At 60.3% G+C, this 15,226-nt stretch carries 19 protein-coding genes; 4 read left to right on the top strand and 15 right to left on the bottom strand.

What is annotated here, in order from left to right:
* Nucleotides 1-162 precede the first annotated feature (162 nt).
* The 6 genes from ahcY to ACD590_RS22505 form a co-directional block, all read right to left on the bottom strand.
* Nucleotides 163-1,563, bottom strand: coding sequence for an adenosylhomocysteinase (gene ahcY, locus ACD590_RS22480; RefSeq protein WP_011649859.1), 1,401 nt, complete (start codon nucleotides 1,561-1,563; stop codon nucleotides 163-165).
* A 155-nt stretch (nucleotides 1,564-1,718) separates the two neighbouring features.
* Entirely contained in the window at nucleotides 1,719-1,994 is a 276-nt protein-coding gene (locus ACD590_RS22485) for an HPr family phosphocarrier protein (protein ID WP_003544133.1), read from the bottom strand.
* Nucleotides 1,995-2,003: 9 nt separating this feature from the next.
* Nucleotides 2,004-2,405, bottom strand: a complete 402-nt coding sequence (locus ACD590_RS22490) for a PTS sugar transporter subunit IIA (protein WP_003544139.1) — start codon at nucleotides 2,403-2,405, stop codon at nucleotides 2,004-2,006.
* A gap of 150 nt (nucleotides 2,406-2,555) precedes the next feature.
* Nucleotides 2,556-3,008: an HPr kinase/phosphorylase gene (locus ACD590_RS22495; RefSeq protein WP_439003386.1), complete on the bottom strand. Its 453-nt coding sequence runs from the start codon at nucleotides 3,006-3,008 to the stop codon at nucleotides 2,556-2,558.
* A complete protein-coding gene (locus tag ACD590_RS22500) occupies nucleotides 3,005-4,795 on the bottom strand; it encodes a sensor histidine kinase (protein WP_018244185.1) in 1,791 nt (596 codons plus the stop codon). The genes ACD590_RS22495 and ACD590_RS22500 overlap by 4 nt, the downstream gene beginning before the upstream one ends.
* A gap of 130 nt (nucleotides 4,796-4,925) precedes the next feature.
* Nucleotides 4,926-5,660 carry a response regulator transcription factor gene (locus ACD590_RS22505; protein ID WP_003544146.1) on the bottom strand — a complete coding sequence of 245 codons (735 nt, stop codon included), beginning with the start codon at nucleotides 5,658-5,660 and terminating at the stop codon, nucleotides 4,926-4,928.
* A 340-nt stretch (nucleotides 5,661-6,000) separates the two neighbouring features.
* On the opposite strand from ACD590_RS22505, the gene ACD590_RS22510 reads away from it, so the two are divergent.
* The 3 genes from ACD590_RS22510 (at nucleotide 6,001) to ACD590_RS22520 (ending at nucleotide 8,869) form a co-directional block, all read left to right on the top strand.
* Nucleotides 6,001-7,611 (top strand): phosphoenolpyruvate carboxykinase, encoded by a 1,611-nt coding sequence (locus ACD590_RS22510; protein ID WP_439003387.1) that lies wholly within the window; start codon nucleotides 6,001-6,003, stop codon nucleotides 7,609-7,611.
* A gap of 207 nt (nucleotides 7,612-7,818) precedes the next feature.
* The gene (gene arfB, locus ACD590_RS22515) at nucleotides 7,819-8,256 is read left to right on the top strand and encodes an alternative ribosome rescue aminoacyl-tRNA hydrolase ArfB (RefSeq protein ID WP_018244187.1); all 438 of its coding nucleotides are present in this window, start codon (nucleotides 7,819-7,821) and stop codon (nucleotides 8,254-8,256) included.
* Nucleotide 8,257: 1 nt separating this feature from the next.
* A complete protein-coding gene (locus tag ACD590_RS22520) occupies nucleotides 8,258-8,869 on the top strand; it encodes an alpha-ketoglutarate-dependent dioxygenase AlkB (RefSeq protein ID WP_439003388.1) in 612 nt (203 codons plus the stop codon).
* 13 nt (nucleotides 8,870-8,882) lie between these two features.
* On the opposite strand, the gene coaA is transcribed toward ACD590_RS22520, so the two are convergent.
* The 9 genes from coaA to hisB form a co-directional block, all read right to left on the bottom strand.
* Nucleotides 8,883-9,878: a type I pantothenate kinase gene (gene coaA, locus ACD590_RS22525; protein ID WP_018244189.1), complete on the bottom strand. Its 996-nt coding sequence runs from the start codon at nucleotides 9,876-9,878 to the stop codon at nucleotides 8,883-8,885.
* The gene (locus tag ACD590_RS22530) at nucleotides 9,875-10,198 is read right to left on the bottom strand and encodes a phosphoribosyl-ATP diphosphatase (protein ID WP_017995608.1); all 324 of its coding nucleotides are present in this window, start codon (nucleotides 10,196-10,198) and stop codon (nucleotides 9,875-9,877) included. The genes coaA and ACD590_RS22530 overlap by 4 nt, the downstream gene beginning before the upstream one ends.
* 17 nt (nucleotides 10,199-10,215) lie before the next feature.
* Nucleotides 10,216-11,004, bottom strand: coding sequence for an imidazole glycerol phosphate synthase subunit HisF (gene hisF / locus ACD590_RS22535; RefSeq protein ID WP_011649867.1), 789 nt, complete (start codon nucleotides 11,002-11,004; stop codon nucleotides 10,216-10,218).
* On the bottom strand, nucleotides 11,004-11,750 hold the full coding sequence (hisA, locus tag ACD590_RS22540) for a 1-(5-phosphoribosyl)-5-[(5-phosphoribosylamino)methylideneamino]imidazole-4-carboxamide isomerase (protein WP_439003389.1): 747 nt from the start codon (nucleotides 11,748-11,750) through the stop codon (nucleotides 11,004-11,006). Before hisA ends, hisF begins: the two co-directional genes overlap by 1 nt.
* Nucleotides 11,751-11,756: 6 nt before the next feature.
* Nucleotides 11,757-12,314: a hypothetical protein gene (locus ACD590_RS22545; RefSeq protein WP_018244191.1), complete on the bottom strand. Its 558-nt coding sequence runs from the start codon at nucleotides 12,312-12,314 to the stop codon at nucleotides 11,757-11,759.
* Nucleotides 12,311-12,493 (bottom strand): hypothetical protein, encoded by a 183-nt coding sequence (locus tag ACD590_RS22550; RefSeq protein WP_018244192.1) that lies wholly within the window; start codon nucleotides 12,491-12,493, stop codon nucleotides 12,311-12,313. The genes ACD590_RS22545 and ACD590_RS22550 overlap by 4 nt, the downstream gene beginning before the upstream one ends.
* A gap of 120 nt (nucleotides 12,494-12,613) precedes the next feature.
* Nucleotides 12,614-13,264 (bottom strand): imidazole glycerol phosphate synthase subunit HisH, encoded by a 651-nt coding sequence (hisH, locus tag ACD590_RS22555; protein ID WP_018244193.1) that lies wholly within the window; start codon nucleotides 13,262-13,264, stop codon nucleotides 12,614-12,616.
* 2 nt (nucleotides 13,265-13,266) lie between these two features.
* Complete coding sequence (locus ACD590_RS22560; RefSeq protein ID WP_018244194.1) at nucleotides 13,267-13,752, bottom strand: DUF2628 domain-containing protein; 486 nt, start codon at nucleotides 13,750-13,752, stop codon at nucleotides 13,267-13,269.
* A 22-nt stretch (nucleotides 13,753-13,774) separates the two neighbouring features.
* The gene (gene hisB / locus ACD590_RS22565) at nucleotides 13,775-14,383 is read right to left on the bottom strand and encodes an imidazoleglycerol-phosphate dehydratase HisB (RefSeq protein ID WP_003544176.1); all 609 of its coding nucleotides are present in this window, start codon (nucleotides 14,381-14,383) and stop codon (nucleotides 13,775-13,777) included.
* Between the two features lie 290 nt (nucleotides 14,384-14,673).
* On the opposite strand from hisB, the gene hslV reads away from it, so the two are divergent.
* Nucleotides 14,674-15,201 carry an ATP-dependent protease subunit HslV gene (gene hslV / locus ACD590_RS22570; RefSeq protein WP_018244195.1) on the top strand — a complete coding sequence of 176 codons (528 nt, stop codon included), beginning with the start codon at nucleotides 14,674-14,676 and terminating at the stop codon, nucleotides 15,199-15,201.
* Nucleotides 15,202-15,226: the final 25 nt, after the last annotated feature.

Here is a 15,226-nt window from a genome sequence, read left to right on the forward strand (position 1 = left end):
AGACATCCCATTTTCGGAGCGGTCGGACAGAGTCCGGCGCCACGAATCAAGTCTTAAAACAATACTTCGGAAGGGAATCGGCGGGAAGGGAGCGTCCAAAAAATAAGCCGCGACATTTGTCAATGCCGCGGCTTCTACATCTTGTGGATATTAACGATCAGATCAATATCTGTAGTGGTCGGACTTGAACGGCCCCTTCGGCGAGACGCCGATATAGGCAGCCTGCTCCTCAGAAAGCTCAGTCAGCTTCACGCCGAGCTTGTCGAGATGCAGGCGTGCGACCTTTTCATCGAGATGCTTCGGCAGGATATAGACCTGGTTGGAATACTGGTCGGGCTTGGTGAAGAGCTCGATTTGCGCCAGCGTCTGGTTGGTAAACGAAGCCGACATCACGAAGGACGGATGGCCGGTGGCGTTGCCGAGGTTGAGCAGACGGCCTTCGGAAAGAAGGATGATGCGGTTGCCCTTGGGGAATTCGATCAGGTCGACCTGTGGCTTGACGTTGGTCCACTTGAGATTGCGCAATGCAGCGACTTCGATTTCGTTGTCGAAGTGACCGATATTGCCGACGATGGCCATATCCTTCATCGCCCGCATATGATCGATGCGGATGACGTCCTTGTTGCCGGTGGTGGTGATGAAGATATCGGCCGAGGAAACGACGTCCTCGAGCAGAACGACTTCATAACCGTCCATCGCAGCCTGCAATGCGCAGATCGGATCGGCTTCGGTCACCTTGACGCGGGCGCCGGCACCGGAGAGCGAAGCGGCAGAACCCTTGCCGACGTCGCCATATCCGCAAACGACGGCAACCTTGCCGGCCATCATGACGTCGGTGCCGCGGCGGATGCCGTCGACCAGCGATTCCTTGCAGCCATACTTGTTGTCGAACTTCGACTTGGTAACCGAGTCGTTGACGTTGATCGCCGGGAAGGGCAGCAGGCCCTTCTGGCTGAGCTGGTAAAGACGGTTGACGCCGGTCGTCGTTTCCTCGGTGACGCCCTTGATCGCGTCGCGCTGCTTGGTGAACCAACCCGGGGAAGCGGCAAGGCGTTTCTTGATCTGTGCGAAGAGGATTTCCTCTTCTTCGGAATGCGGATGAGACAGCACGTCCTCGCCGGCTTCTGCGCGGGCGCCAAGCAGGATGTACATGGTGGCATCGCCGCCGTCATCGAGGATCATGTTGGAAAGGCCGCCATCGGCCCACTGGAAGATCTTGTCGGTATAGACCCAGTAATCCTCAAGCGACTCGCCCTTGATGGCGAAGACAGGCACGCCGGAAGCGGCGATCGCGGCAGCGGCATGATCCTGCGTCGAGAAGATGTTGCACGAGGCCCAGCGGACTTCGGCGCCGAGCGCGACCAGCGTTTCGATGAGCACGGCCGTCTGGATAGTCATGTGCAGCGAGCCGGTGATGCGCGCGCCCTTCAGCGGCTTAGTCTGGCCGAATTCGGTGCGGCAGGACATCAGCCCCGGCATTTCCGTTTCGGCGATCGTAATTTCCTTGCGGCCGAAATCCGCAAGCCCGATATCGGCGACGACATAATCTTTTTCAGTGCTCATAGAGGCCTCCAGGCTGAAAAACGTCTCAAAATTGGCGCAGGCGCGAAGATGACCGCGTGCAAGCGCACGGCATGTCCGCCGTTTAGCAGGCTTCGCCCGGGATGGCAATAAGGATATAAAGAAGTCTTTATATGTTTATATGAGCTTGCCGGCGCTCACATTTCTTCGCCGAACCTATTCTGGATCAGCTGGTCCAGCGCCTCCAGGGCTTCCTCGGCCTGGCTGCCGCTCGCCGAGACGACGACGCTCGAGCCGGGGCTTGCCGCAAGCATCATCAGCCCCATGATGGAGGTGCCGCCGACCGTCATCCCGTCCTTGGAAACGGTGATGGCGGCATCGAAGGTCTCGACCATCTGCACGAATTTGGCGGAAGCGCGCGCGTGAAGACCGCGCTTGTTGATAATGAGGAGTTCCCGGGAGAGCGATGTCATGAAGGCTCGTTATTTTCCGCTGAGCACACGGCTTGCGACATTGATATATTTCCGCCCGGCTTCGGAAGCCTCCACCAGCGCCTTCTCCATGTTGTTCTCGCCGCGCACGCCGGCAAGCTTGATCAACATCGGCAGGTTGACGCCGGCAATGACTTCGGTATGGCCGCTGCTCATGACTGATATGGCAAGATTGGACGGCGTGCCGCCGAACATGTCGGTCAGGATGACGACGCCATGGCCATCATCGGCACCGGAAACGGCTTCCAGAATATCCTGCCGTCTCTGGTCCATGTCGTCTTCGGGGCCAATACAGACCGTCTCGATAAATTTCTGAGGACCGACGACGTGCTCGACAGCATGACGAAACTCTTCAGCCAGCTTGCCATGAGTGACAAGCACAAGTCCGATCATGATATTACTGCTCCCATAGACGCAAACGGTGGACCCAATATCGCAATGCAGCAATTACGTCCACCGGTGGGGGCACATCTTGGCTATGAAAAGCCGAAGTGCAAGATAAAAATGCGACTATATAAGGCAGATTGACCAATCCGGAAGGCCCTAGCGCCCGATATCCGGCACTTTTGCCATCAGGATCGCAAGGGGTGAGGAAACGCCCGCGAGCAACCGCAATGCGGGAAGCGACAAACCGGCGGCAAGGCTCACCATTTCGCCCTCGGGAGGCAGCCGGTTTTCACCGGTAGCACTGCCCGGAAGCACGGCATAATGCATGGCCGCCCTGGGAATATGCTCCTGATGAACGATACCGGTGCCACGAAGCTCCATCAGCCCGGTGATCGACGGCGGGCACGCGGCAATCACCGCGCCGGCCTCTCCTGAGAGAAGAACTTGGTCGTCGGCGACCAGCGCCGTGAACAGGCCGAGGCGGCGCGCCTCCGTCATGCAGGTGAAGGCCAGCATCGATTTGCCCCAGCCGGAAGGCCCGCTGAACAGCAGTCCCGTCTTGCCGACCACGATCGCGGTCGCATGGATGTTGAAAGTTGCCTCGGTCATGCCGCGGTGCCGACTGGCAAAGAGAGGATGAAGCGCGCGCCGAGCACATGCCCGCCTTCGGCATCGGTGATGTTTTCAGCTCTCAGCGAACCGCCATGCGCTTCGGCAATCTGCCGGCTGATCGAAAGGCCGAGACCTGAATTCTGGCCGAAGCCTTCCGATTCCGGCCGGTCCGTATAGAAGCGCTCGAAGATACGGTCGATATTTTCCGCCTGGATGCCGGGGCCGTTGTCTTCGATAGTGGTGACGCAGCGCGAACGCGTCCGCACCAGCCGCACGGTAATCTTGCCGCCCTTTTCCGGCACGAAAGAGCGGGCATTCTCGATCAGGTTGGCGATGATCTGGCCGATGCGCAGATCGTGGCCATTGACGACGAAGCGCGTCTTGATGTTCGGCTTGCGCTCGATCGCATATTCGATCTCCACCTGCTTCTTGCTGCTCCTGACCTGGCGCGAAACCTCGATGAGGTCACGCAACAGCACTTCCATATCGACGGAGCCGGCATCGACGCGTGCGAGTTCGGCATCGAGACGGGAGGCATCTGAGATATCGCTGATCAGCCGGTCGAGGCGGCGGACATCGTGCTGGATGACGTCCATCAGCCGCTTCTTGGAATCGTCGGATCGGGCAAGCGGCAGCGTTTCCACAGCGCTTCGCAGTGAGGTCAGCGGATTCTTGAGCTCGTGGCTGACATCGGCCGCGAAACTCTCGATCGCATCGATGCGGTCGTAGAGCGCCGTCGTCATCTCGCGCAACGCGATGGAAAGGTTGCCGATTTCGTCCTGGCGGGCGGAGAAGTCGGGGATCTCCTCGCGTGCCTTGGCCCCCCGGCGCACGCGGATGGCGGCCGCCGAAAGACGGCGCAGCGGATTGGCGATCGTCGATGAAAGCACCAGCGAAAGCAGCACGTTGACGAGAGTCGCGACGCCGAAGACGCGCATGATGGCAAGCCGCTCGGCATGGACGATATTATCGATGTCGCCCGCCTGCGTCGACAGCAGCAAAACGCCGAGCACGGCACGGAAACGCTGGATCGGCACGGCGACGGAAACGATGAGCTCGCCTTTCTCGGTGGTGCGCACGACCGCGCCGCGCACGCCGGTGAGCGCATTCATCACCTCGGGATAAATCGAGCCGTCGCCGCCCGGCGCTTCCTTATAGAGCGGCAGATTGCCGGGCTGCAGCGCCTTGTTGAACAGGGTGGCGAACCACTCGCTCCAGGTCTGTTTCTCCTCTTCGACAGGCGGCAGGTCGAAGCGCAGCACCTGGCCGCGCGAATAGAGATGGCGCGAATCGAGCAGCAGATTGGCGTCGGCATCGAAGATGCGGGCGCGCGTGCGCGTCGGAGAAATCAGCCGGCGCAGGACGGGCGCGACCTTCTCGGGATCGATCGGGAATTCGAGATCCTCGTCATTCGGCACCGGGGTGATGCTCTGGCCGGCCTGCAGCTCGAGCAGTTTCTGCGGATCGATGGTGATCGAGTTGGTATCGACCGAAGCGGAGGCCGAAACGGCGCCGGCAATGATCTCGCCCTGCGTCAGCAGGCTCTCGACGCGGGCGTCGATCAGCCCCTCGCGGAACTGGTTGAGGTAGAGGATACCGCCGACGAGCACCAGCAGTGCGGCAAGATTGAAGAACAGGATGCGCCGCGTCAGGCTCGAAAAGACCGCATTGCCGAAGATGCGGCGGATCAGGGTGAAGGGATGCGACCAACGCCGGCCTCGGACGCGACGGGTGCTTACGCCCTCCGCATCGTCCAGATCCCTTTCCTGCACCAACTGTGCCAATGACAGGCCCTTTCGAAGGGCGGGGCCGGATGAACCGGCCCGCACCCTTGATATTTCCTACAGCGCCGCGCGTCTTTTCAGACGCGCAAAGGACGCTGTAACATTTTGACTGCTGCTGCGCCGCTTGGGCTCAGGCTGCTTCGCGGAAGCGGTATCCCACTCCGTAAAGTGTTTCAATCATATCAAAGTCGGTGTCGACCATCTTGAATTTCTTGCGCAGCCGCTTGATGTGGCTGTCGATGGTTCGGTCGTCGACATAGACCTGTTCGTCATAGGCCGCGTCCATCAGCGCGTCGCGGCTTTTGACGACGCCGGGGCGCTGCGCCAGCGAATGCAGGATCAGGAATTCGGTCACCGTCAGCGTCACCGCCTCGCCCTTCCAGGTGCAGGTGTGGCGTTCCTGGTCCATGACCAGCTGCCCGCGCTCCAGCGAGCGGGCCTGCTGCACCGCGCCGGTCTTCGGCGCGCCGGTAGGGCTGGTGCCGGCGGCAGCGGCTTCACGGCTTGATGCGCGGCGCAGGACGGCGCGCACGCGCTCCACCAGCAGGCGCTGCGAAAAAGGCTTGGTGATGAAATCGTCGGCGCCCATCTTCAGGCCGAAGAGTTCATCGATCTCCTCGTCCTTGGAGGTGAGGAAGATGACGGGAATATCCGACTTCTGCCGCAGGCGGCGCAGCAGTTCCATGCCATCCATGCGTGGCATCTTGATGTCGAAGATCGCCAGCTGCGGCGGTCGTGCCAGAAGGCCGTCGAGCGCCGAGGCACCGTCCGTATAAGTCTCGACCTTGTATCCTTCGGCCTCCAGCGCGATCGACACCGAGGTGAGGATGTTGCGGTCGTCATCAACGAGCGCGATTGTCGGCATGGTGTTGGTCTCCGTCATCAGTGCGCAATCTCCCGGATTTTGCTCTCCCCAGGCGGTCTCAATGACCGGATGCGCTTATGGAGGATAAAGGTGGAACAAATTGTGGCAAAGATAAAGGGGGAGGATTGTCGTAAAATTGGCAAAGCAATTTCAGGTAGCATATCAAAATAGTTAAACGCAGACTTTTCAAACGATTTAAAATTGAGGCCATAAATTTAAATCGATTAATTATTTGATATCACTGCATTTTCTCAAGTTTTCCATCTTGTGTTTTAAAATTTCTGCCCGTATTTTCGTGCTCAGTTTTAACGGCAACGAGCCTGAGCGAAGGGAACTAGCCATGGAAATGTTCGGAGTTCATAACCCGGCAATAGAGCTGGCAACGGTGGGATTGGGCGGCGCAGGCAGCGTTCGTTACAACTTTTCCGCCGCCGCGCTCTATGAAGAAGCGATCCGCCGGGGCGAAGCCGAACTGACCGCTCAGGGCGCGTTGCGGGCTATCACCGGCCAGCACACGGGCCGTTCGCCGCGCGACAAGTTCGTCGTTCGCGACATCAATACCGATGGCGAAATCTGGTGGGACAACAACAAGCCGATCTCGCCGGAACATTTCGCCTTGTTGCGCGACGATATGCTGGCGCATGCCGCGGGCAAGGAGCTTTTCGTCCAGGACCTCGTCGGCGGCGCCGAGGAAGGCCACGCCCTGCCGACCCGCGTCGTGACCGAGTTCGCCTGGCATTCGCTGTTCATCCGCAATCTGCTGATCCGCCCTGACACCGCGGCGCTGTCCAGCTTCGTCCCGAAGCTGACGATCATCGATCTGCCGAGCTTCAAGGCCGATCCGGCTCGCCACGGCTGCCGTTCGGAAACGGTGATCGCCTGCGATCTCACCAATGGTCTCGTCCTGATCGGCGGCACGTCCTATGCCGGCGAAATGAAGAAATCGGTCTTCACCGTGCTCAACTACCTGCTGCCGGCCAAGGGCGTGATGCCGATGCACTGCTCGGCCAATGTCGGTCCGGACGGTGACGCGGCGGTCTTCTTCGGCCTTTCCGGCACCGGCAAGACGACGCTTTCGGCCGATCCGGCACGGACGCTGATCGGCGATGACGAACACGGCTGGAGCGAAAACGGCATCTTCAACTTCGAAGGCGGCTGCTACGCCAAGACGATCCGCCTCTCGGCTGAAGCCGAGCCGGAAATCTATGCGACGACGCAGCGCTTCGGCACCGTGCTGGAAAACGTCGTGCTGAACGAAAGCCGCGAGCCGGATTTCAACGACGGGTCGCTGACCGAAAACACCCGTTGCGCCTATCCGATGGACTTCATCCCGAACGCTTCGGAAACGGGCCGCGCCGGACATCCGAAGACGATCATCATGCTGACCGCCGATGCCTTTGGCGTCATGCCACCGATCGCCCGCTTGACGCCTGACCAGGCGATGTATCACTTCCTCTCCGGCTACACCGCCAAGGTGGCCGGCACGGAAAAGGGTGTCGTCGAACCGGAAGCGACCTTCTCCACCTGCTTTGGCGCACCCTTCATGCCGCGGCATCCGGCCGAATATGGCAATCTGCTCAAGGAGCTGATCAGCCGTCATGGTGTCCAATGCTGGCTCGTCAATACCGGCTGGACCGGCGGCGCCTACGGCACCGGCAAGCGTATGCCGATCAAGGCGACGCGCGCACTTCTCGCCGCCGCCCTGACCGGCGAACTTGGACAGGCCGAATTCCGTGCTGACACGAACTTCGGCTTCGCCGTGCCCGTCTCCGTCGACGGCGTCGACAGCAGCATTCTCGATCCGCGCTCGACCTGGGCCGACAGGGCAGCCTATGACGCGCAGGCCGAAAAGCTGGTCTCGATGTTCATTGCGAACTTCGCCAAGTTTGAAAATCATGTCGACGGCGGTGTTCGTGATGCCGCCCCCGGCGTGAAGGTTGCCGCCGAATAAGGCGAACAAGCAATTCCAGCAAAAGTGCGCAGCGGTTTTGCGTCCGGAATTGCGTGAAAACAAAAAGCTAGAGCATTCCGTACTTCCAAGAAGAACGGAATGCCCCAGTCTCTGACTCACGTGAAACCCGGCATCGCAGGATTGCCGGGTTTTTCTTGATCATGGCCGATATTTTCAATTCGCCATTGATGTGAGATAGAACGCCGCATGGCCAGCGACGCGCTCTATATCGATGACAGGATCACCATCGCGGGATGGGAGCTGACGGAACAGTTCGTTCTGGCGGGCGGCCCCGGCGGGCAGAATGTCAACAAGGTCTCGACCGCGGTCCAGCTGTTCTTCAACATCCCGAATTCGCCGTCCCTGAATGATCGTGTCAAAACCAATGCGATCAAGCTGGCCGGCCGGCGCTTGTCGAAGGACGGCGTGCTGATGATCGAGGCGAGCCGGTTTCGCAGCCAGGATCGCAACCGCGAGGATGCGCGCGACCGGCTAAAGGAACTGATCCTGGAGGCCGCCAAGCCGCCACCGCCGCCACGCAAGAAGACCAAGCCGACCAAGGGTTCGGTCGAACGCCGCCTGAAAGAAAAATCCGGCCGCTCGGAAGTCAAGAAAATGCGCGGCCGCCCCGGCGGTAGTGAATGACATGATCGCACTCTTGAACGGCATCCGCCATCTCCCAGGCTATCTCGACCGCGCGCGTCAGGAGGCATTGGTCGAGGTGATCCGCACCATCGTCGCCGAAGCGCCGCTTTACGTGCCCGTCATGCCCGGCACCGGTAAGCCGATGTCGGTGCGCATGACCAATTGCGGGCCACTCGGTTGGGTGACGGACAAAGAGCGCGGCTATCGCTACCAACCGACGCACCCGGCAACCGGCAGGCCCTGGCCTGATATGCCGCAGCAATTGCTCGATATCTGGAATGACGTTTCGGGTTACGACAAGCTGCCGGAAGCCTGTCTCGTCAATTTCTACTCCGACGAAGCCCGCATGGGCCTGCATCAGGACAAGGACGAACAGGATCTCAAGGCCCCGGTCGTCTCGATCTCGCTCGGCAACAGCTGCCTCTTTCGTGTCGGCGGTCTCAGCCGCAATGATCCTACGCTATCTTTCAAGCTTTCAAGCGGTGATCTGGTGGTGCTGGGCGGCGAGGGGAGGCTTTGTTTCCACGGCGTCGACCGTATCCATCCGGCGACTTCGACGCTGCTGAAGAATGGCGGCCGCATCAATCTGACGCTGCGCCGCGTCAATTCCTGAAATATGGACGCCGCTATAGTTTTCGCAGCGCGACCTGTTCGATCAGATGATCCTTGCCCTTTTTCAGGATGAGATCGGCGCGCGGACGCGTCGGCAGAATGTTCTGGCGCAAGTTTTTCAGGTTGATGTTTGCCCAGAGATCCTCGGCGATTTCGAGCGCTTCCGCGTCGCTGATCGAGGCATATCGATGGAAATAGGAATTCGGATCGCGGAAGGCGGTCTCGCGCAGCCGCATGAAGCGCGTGACATACCAGTTGTGAATCTCGTCTTCCGCGGCATCGATATAGATCGAGAAGTCGAAGAAGTCGGAGACCATCGGCACGATCCTGCCGCCGGCAGGCAGGTCGCGCGACTGCAGCACGTTGATGCCCTCAAAGATCAGGATGTCGGGTCGGTCGACGATCTTGTATTCGTCCGGCAGCACGTCGTAGACGAGGTGCGAATAGCTGGGCGCCTTCACATCCGGCTGTCCGGCCTTGATGGCCGAGAGGAAGCGCAGGATCGCAGCCGTGTCGTAGCTTTCCGGAAAGCCCTTGCGCTGCATCAGCTTTTCCCGCTGCAGCACGGCGTTCGGATGAAGGAAGCCGTCGGTGGTGACGAGATCGACCTTCGGACTGGAGGGCCAGCGCCCCAGAAGCTCCTTGAGGATGCGGGCGGTGGTCGATTTTCCCACAGCGACCGAGCCGGCGATGCCGATGACGAAAGGCGTCTTCGTCACATCGGACAGGCTGAGGAAGCGGTTGCGCTGTTCGAACAGCATCTGCGAGGATTCGACATGCGCCGACAGCAGCCGTGACAGCGACAGATAGATGCGCCGGACCTCGTCGAGATCGATCGGATCGCCCATCGAACGCAGCCGTTTGACCTCGTCGCTCGTCAGCGTCAACGGCGTGTCGGCGCGGAATTTCGCCCATTGTTCGGAAGAGAAGAAGTGGTAGGGGGAATAGGATTCCGACTGGAAATGATCCAACGTTTCCGGCACCCCGATAATCTCAGTCGCGATACTCATGAACTCTGCCGGCTGGCCTTTTCCTTGAGGCCGGACTGCGCGGTTCTGCGCTCGAGCTCGGCCATGACATTCTCTAACGGTATTTCAGCAATCTTCAATACGACCAATAGGTGATAGAGCACATCGGCAGCCTCATAGGTCAGATTGTCGCGGTCGCCCGTCACCGCCGCCATCACGGCTTCGATCGCTTCTTCGCCGAGCTTCTTTGCCGCTTTCGGCTGGCCGGCGGCCACGAGCTTGGCGGTCCAGGATTGCTCCGGCGAGGCTTTCGATCGCTCTTCGACGATGCTCTCGAGATCGGAAAGGGAAAATCCGCTCATAGGTCCGCTTTCAAGGTTCAGTCGAGACGCATGTCAATGCCGCACTTCGACATATAGTGCTTTGCCTCGCTGACGGAATAGGTGCCGAAGTGGAAGATCGACGCGGCGAGGACGGCATTGGCATGGCCCTCCTTTACCCCGGCGACGAGATCGTCGAGATCGCCGACGCCGCCGGAGGCGATGACAGGCACACGCACTGCATCGGCGATCGCCCGCGTCAGTTCCAGATCGTAGCCGACCTTGGTGCCGTCGCGGTCCATCGAGGTGACCAGCAGCTCGCCGGCGCCGCGCGCCACCATCTTCTGGGCGAATTCGACGGCATCGATGCCGGTCGCGTTGCGGCCGCCATGGGTATAGATTTCCCAGGCGCTGAGATTGTCGCCGCCGACCGCCTGGGTGCGCCGGCGCTTGGCGTCGATCGAGACGACGATGCACTGGTCGCCGAACTTGTCGGCCGCCTCAGTGACAAAGTCGGGATTGCTGACGGCCGCCGAATTGATCGAGACCTTGTCGGCACCGCACAGCAGCAGCTTGCGGATATCGGCGATAGTACGCACCCCGCCGCCGACCGTCAGCGGCATGAAGCATTGGTCGGCCGTGCGCGACACGACATCGAAGATCGTCTCGCGATTGTCCGAGGAAGCGGTGATGTCGAGGAAACAGAGTTCGTCGGCACCGGCCGCATCATAGGCCTTCGCGGCTTCGACGGGATCGCCGGCATCAACGAGGTTGAGGAAGTTGACGCCCTTGACGACGCGGCCGTCCTTGACGTCGAGGCAGGGGATGACACGGGCCTTGAGGGTCATTACGCGGTCTCCTTGGTCCGGGCCGCCTTGATCAGCGCCAGCGCTTCCTTGGGGTCGATACGGCCATCATAAAGCGCACGGCCGGAAATCGCCCCTTCCAGCTTTCGCGCATCGGGCTCCAGCATGCGCATGACATCGTCGAGAGAGGCAAGGCCGCCCGAGGCGATGACGGGAATGGAAACGGCGTCGGCAAGTTCCAGCGTCGAGGTCCAGTTGATGCCGGCCAGGATGCCGTCACGGTCGATATCGGTGTAGATGATCGCGGCGACGCCGGCCCCCTCGAATTTTCTGGCGAGCTCGATGATACCGAGTTCGGAGGCCTCCGCCCAACCCTCGACGGCCACCTTGCCGCCCTTGGCATCGATGCCAACGGCGACATGACCAGGAAATTTCCGGCAGGCCTCGATGACCAGCGCCGGATTTCTGACCGCCACGGTGCCGAGAATGACGCGTCGCAGCCCGCGCGACAGCCAGGCCTCGATATGATCGAGCGTGCGAATGCCGCCGCCGAGCTGCACCGGATTGTCAGTTGCCTTGAGGATCGCTTCGACGGCATCGCCATTGGCCGAATGTCCCGCGAAGGCGCCGTCGAGATCGACCACATGCAGCCATTCGAAACCCTGATCTTCGAAGGATCTCGCCTGGGCGGACGGATCGGTGTTGTAGACCGTCGCCTGGTGCATGTCGCCGAGCTTCAGGCGGACGCATTGGCCGCCTTTCAGGTCGATCGCGGGAAAAAGGATCATGTCGTCTTACGTCCGTAGAGTGGTCGGTACCATCAGCGCATTCCACGCATCTACGATATCCGAGCGGAAAAAGACAGCGGCAATGGTAGCCGCGCCGAAAAGCAGAAGAAGCAGCAGGATGACGGCAAAGCCGGCCCGGACCTGACGCCAGAAGCCCAGGCGCCTCTTGATCGATTTCTCGATGTTTCGCACCTGGCGCAGCGCATCGTTGTTGACGGCAGTGAGCCGGATCTGCGGCTCCATCGCCTCGACATAGGTTTCGGCATAACTCGAAAGGATCTGCGAGGCGCGGTCGCGCAGCGTATTGCGCAGGTCGGTCGAGAGATAATTGCTGTTGACGGCGGCAAGTTCGGCCTCATCGGGCGAACGGCCTGCATTTCGCTTGCGATGGCTGAGAACAAAATCGCGCTTTTGACGCTCGTAGAGTGCGTAGGCGAGCAGGCCGATCAGATCGTCCTCACCTTCGATATAGAATTCCAGCACGGCCTCGGCGATGTCGCTGGCGCTGACCCCGTTTTGCCGCCGGCTCGCACTGTCGTTTGCGGGGAACGATTCATGGATCATCGGTCCAGCCTTTCTTTCAACGCCTTGGCTGCATTGGAAAGCGCTTGTCTGTGGATGGCTTCGTCGACACGGCGGATGATCGTGCCGCCGGGAAGCTTTATATCAGAAAAGGCAGGCAAGCCTTCCCTGGAGGGCCGCAACGTGTAGAACACCTTGCCTGATTTCCGTGAAGCCGGCATCGAGTGCGCTCCTGTTCCGCCGTTTCCATACAGAGGAAATAAGGCGGCTGTATTAAAAGCCAGCCCTTGGAGCAATTCCAGCAAAACTGCACAGCGATTTTGCGTCCGGAATTGCGTGAACTATGGGTTCCAGCGCAGGAAATTGCCGATCAGGGCCAGGCCGAGCTTCTGGCTCTTTTCCGGATGAAACTGTGCGCCGACCATGTTGTCGCGCCCGACGAAAGCGGTCATCGGTCCGCCATAGTCGGCCGTCGCAATGACATCCTCGGCGTTTTCGGCAGCAAGATGGTAGGAATGCACGAAATAAGCATGTAGCCCCTGCGACCCTGTCGGAATTCCCTCGAAGAGCGGATGTTCGCGCTTCAGGTCGAGCGTGTTCCAGCCGATCTGCGGGATCTTCAGCGCGGGATCGTCAGGCGTCATCTCGACGACGTCACCGGGAATCCAGTTAAAGCCGTGCGTCACGGTTTTCTCAAGGCCGCGCGAGGACATGAGCTGCATGCCGACGCAAATGCCGAAGAACGGCCGCGCCTTCTTCTCGACAGCCTCGATCAACACCTCGGCCATCCCAGGCACGGCATCGAGGCCGCGCCGGCAATCGGCATAGGCGCCGACACCGGGAAGCACGATACGATCGGCCGCGGCAACATCCTCCGCCCGGTCGGTAAGATCGATATGGGCATCGATGCCCGCCTCGCGGGCGGCACGCTCGAAAGCCTTGGTCGCCGAGCGCAGGTTACCGGAGCCATAGTCGATAATCGCGACGCGCATCGTCAGCGTCCTCCATCAAAACCAAAGAGACCAAGCGATGTGCCGTGGCCGCGCGGGCTGTTCGGACGGGCCCTGTTCTGCCAGTCCGGTGCCGCGGCGTCGTCGCTATCCGCGATTACAGCCCTGTCCGAGAAATAGACCTGCTCTGCAATGCCGATCGTATCGGCCGCAATGAGTGCGTCTTCGTTCCAGCCCTTGGCGGCAAGCTTGCGGACACGGAAATTCTGGCCCTCGAGACCGACCAGCATATTCACGCCCAGGAGGATTGCCGCTCCCGCCGGCCCGAGGCCCGGTTCGTCCATCAGCGCACCACCAATCCCCTGCAGCAGAAAGGCGGCGGCGGCGTGCAGCCAAAGCCGATGCGCCAACAGCCACGCCCATGGAAACAGGAAGCCGAGCAGCGTGAAGCCGTCGCGGATGGTTCGTGTTTCGTCGGCCGTGGCGCTCGTGCTGCCGGGCGGTGTCAGGAAGATATAGCTGGATGTCATTGTCGCCGCTCCCTCTAAGGGCTCAGACGAGCGTGCCCTTGGTCGAGGGAACACGGCCCGCCTGTCTCGGATCGATCTCTGTCGCCGTGCGCAATGCGCGGGCAACGGCCTTGAAGCATGTCTCGGCAATATGGTGGTTGTTGGCACCATAATGGTTGAGAATATGCAAGGTGATGCCGGCATTCTGGGCGAGCGCATGGAAGAATTCGCGAACGAGTTCGGTGTCGAAAGTGCCGATCTTCGGCGCGCTGAAGGCGACATTCCAGACGAGGAACGGCCGACCGGAAAGATCGACAGCAGCCTTGGTCATCGTCTCGTCCATGGCGAGATCGATCGAGGCGTAGCGGGTGATGCCGCGCCGGTCGCCGAGCGCCTTGGAGATCGCCTGGCCGATGGCGATGCCCGTATCTTCGACCGTATGGTGGTCGTCGATATGCAGGTCGCCCTTGGCATCGATCTCCATGTCGATGAGGGAGTGTCGCGAAAGCTGGTCGAGCATATGGTCGAAGAAGCCAACGCCCGTCGAAATCGTCGATTTGCCGGTGCCGTCGAGATTGACGGAAACGGAAATCGAGGTTTCGTTGGTCTTGCGGGAAACGCTGCCCGTGCGGCTTGCTGCGGTCTCGGCCATATGGCCCTCCATCGGGAATAAGGCCGTTCCTTATCAGGCGCATCGGGAAATATCCAGAAGCCGGGCAAGAGAAAAGCCGGCCCATTTGCAATCTGCCTCGGCCCACTTACATAGGGCTCAACAAGGCCGGTGTGCGGCTTAGATCCGGATGATCTCAGGCTCTTCGGCCTAAGATCTGAATCCGGATCTAAATTGAAGAAATAGAGCATGATGTCGTCCGAAAACCGCTTCACACTTTTCGGCATCATGCTCTAGCGTAACGGCCCGCGTCATGGGCGGACAGGTGTTTTATGACAACAATCATTACAGTTCGAAAAGGCGGCAAGGTAGTGATGGCGGGCGACGGCCAGGTGAGCCTCGGCCAGACCGTCATGAAGGGCAATGCCCGCAAGGTGCGCCGTATCGGCAAGGGCGAAGTCGTCGCCGGTTTCGCCGGCGCCACTGCCGATGCCTTTACCCTGCTCGAAAGGCTCGAAAAGAAGCTTGAGCAATATCCCGGTCAATTGATGCGTGCCGCCGTCGAGCTCGCCAAGGACTGGCGCACCGACAAATACCTGCGTAATCTCGAAGCCATGATGCTCGTCGCCGACAAGTCGATCACGCTGGCGATCACCGGCAACGGCGACGTCCTGGAACCTGAGCATGGCACGACGGCGATCGGTTCGGGCGGCAATTTTGCCTTGGCCGCCGCCCGTGCGCTTATGGATACTGACAAATCGGCCGAAGAGATTGCTCGCCGCGCGCTCGATATCGCAGCCGACATCTGCGTCTACACGAACCACAATATCGTGGTGGAATCCTTGGATGTTGAAGGCTGAACCCCATGCCTTCCGGCCGCTTGGC

It is taken from the genome of Rhizobium sp. 862_C5_N1_2 (assembly GCF_051811205.1).
GTDB lineage: Bacteria > Pseudomonadota > Alphaproteobacteria > Rhizobiales > Rhizobiaceae > Rhizobium > Rhizobium leguminosarum.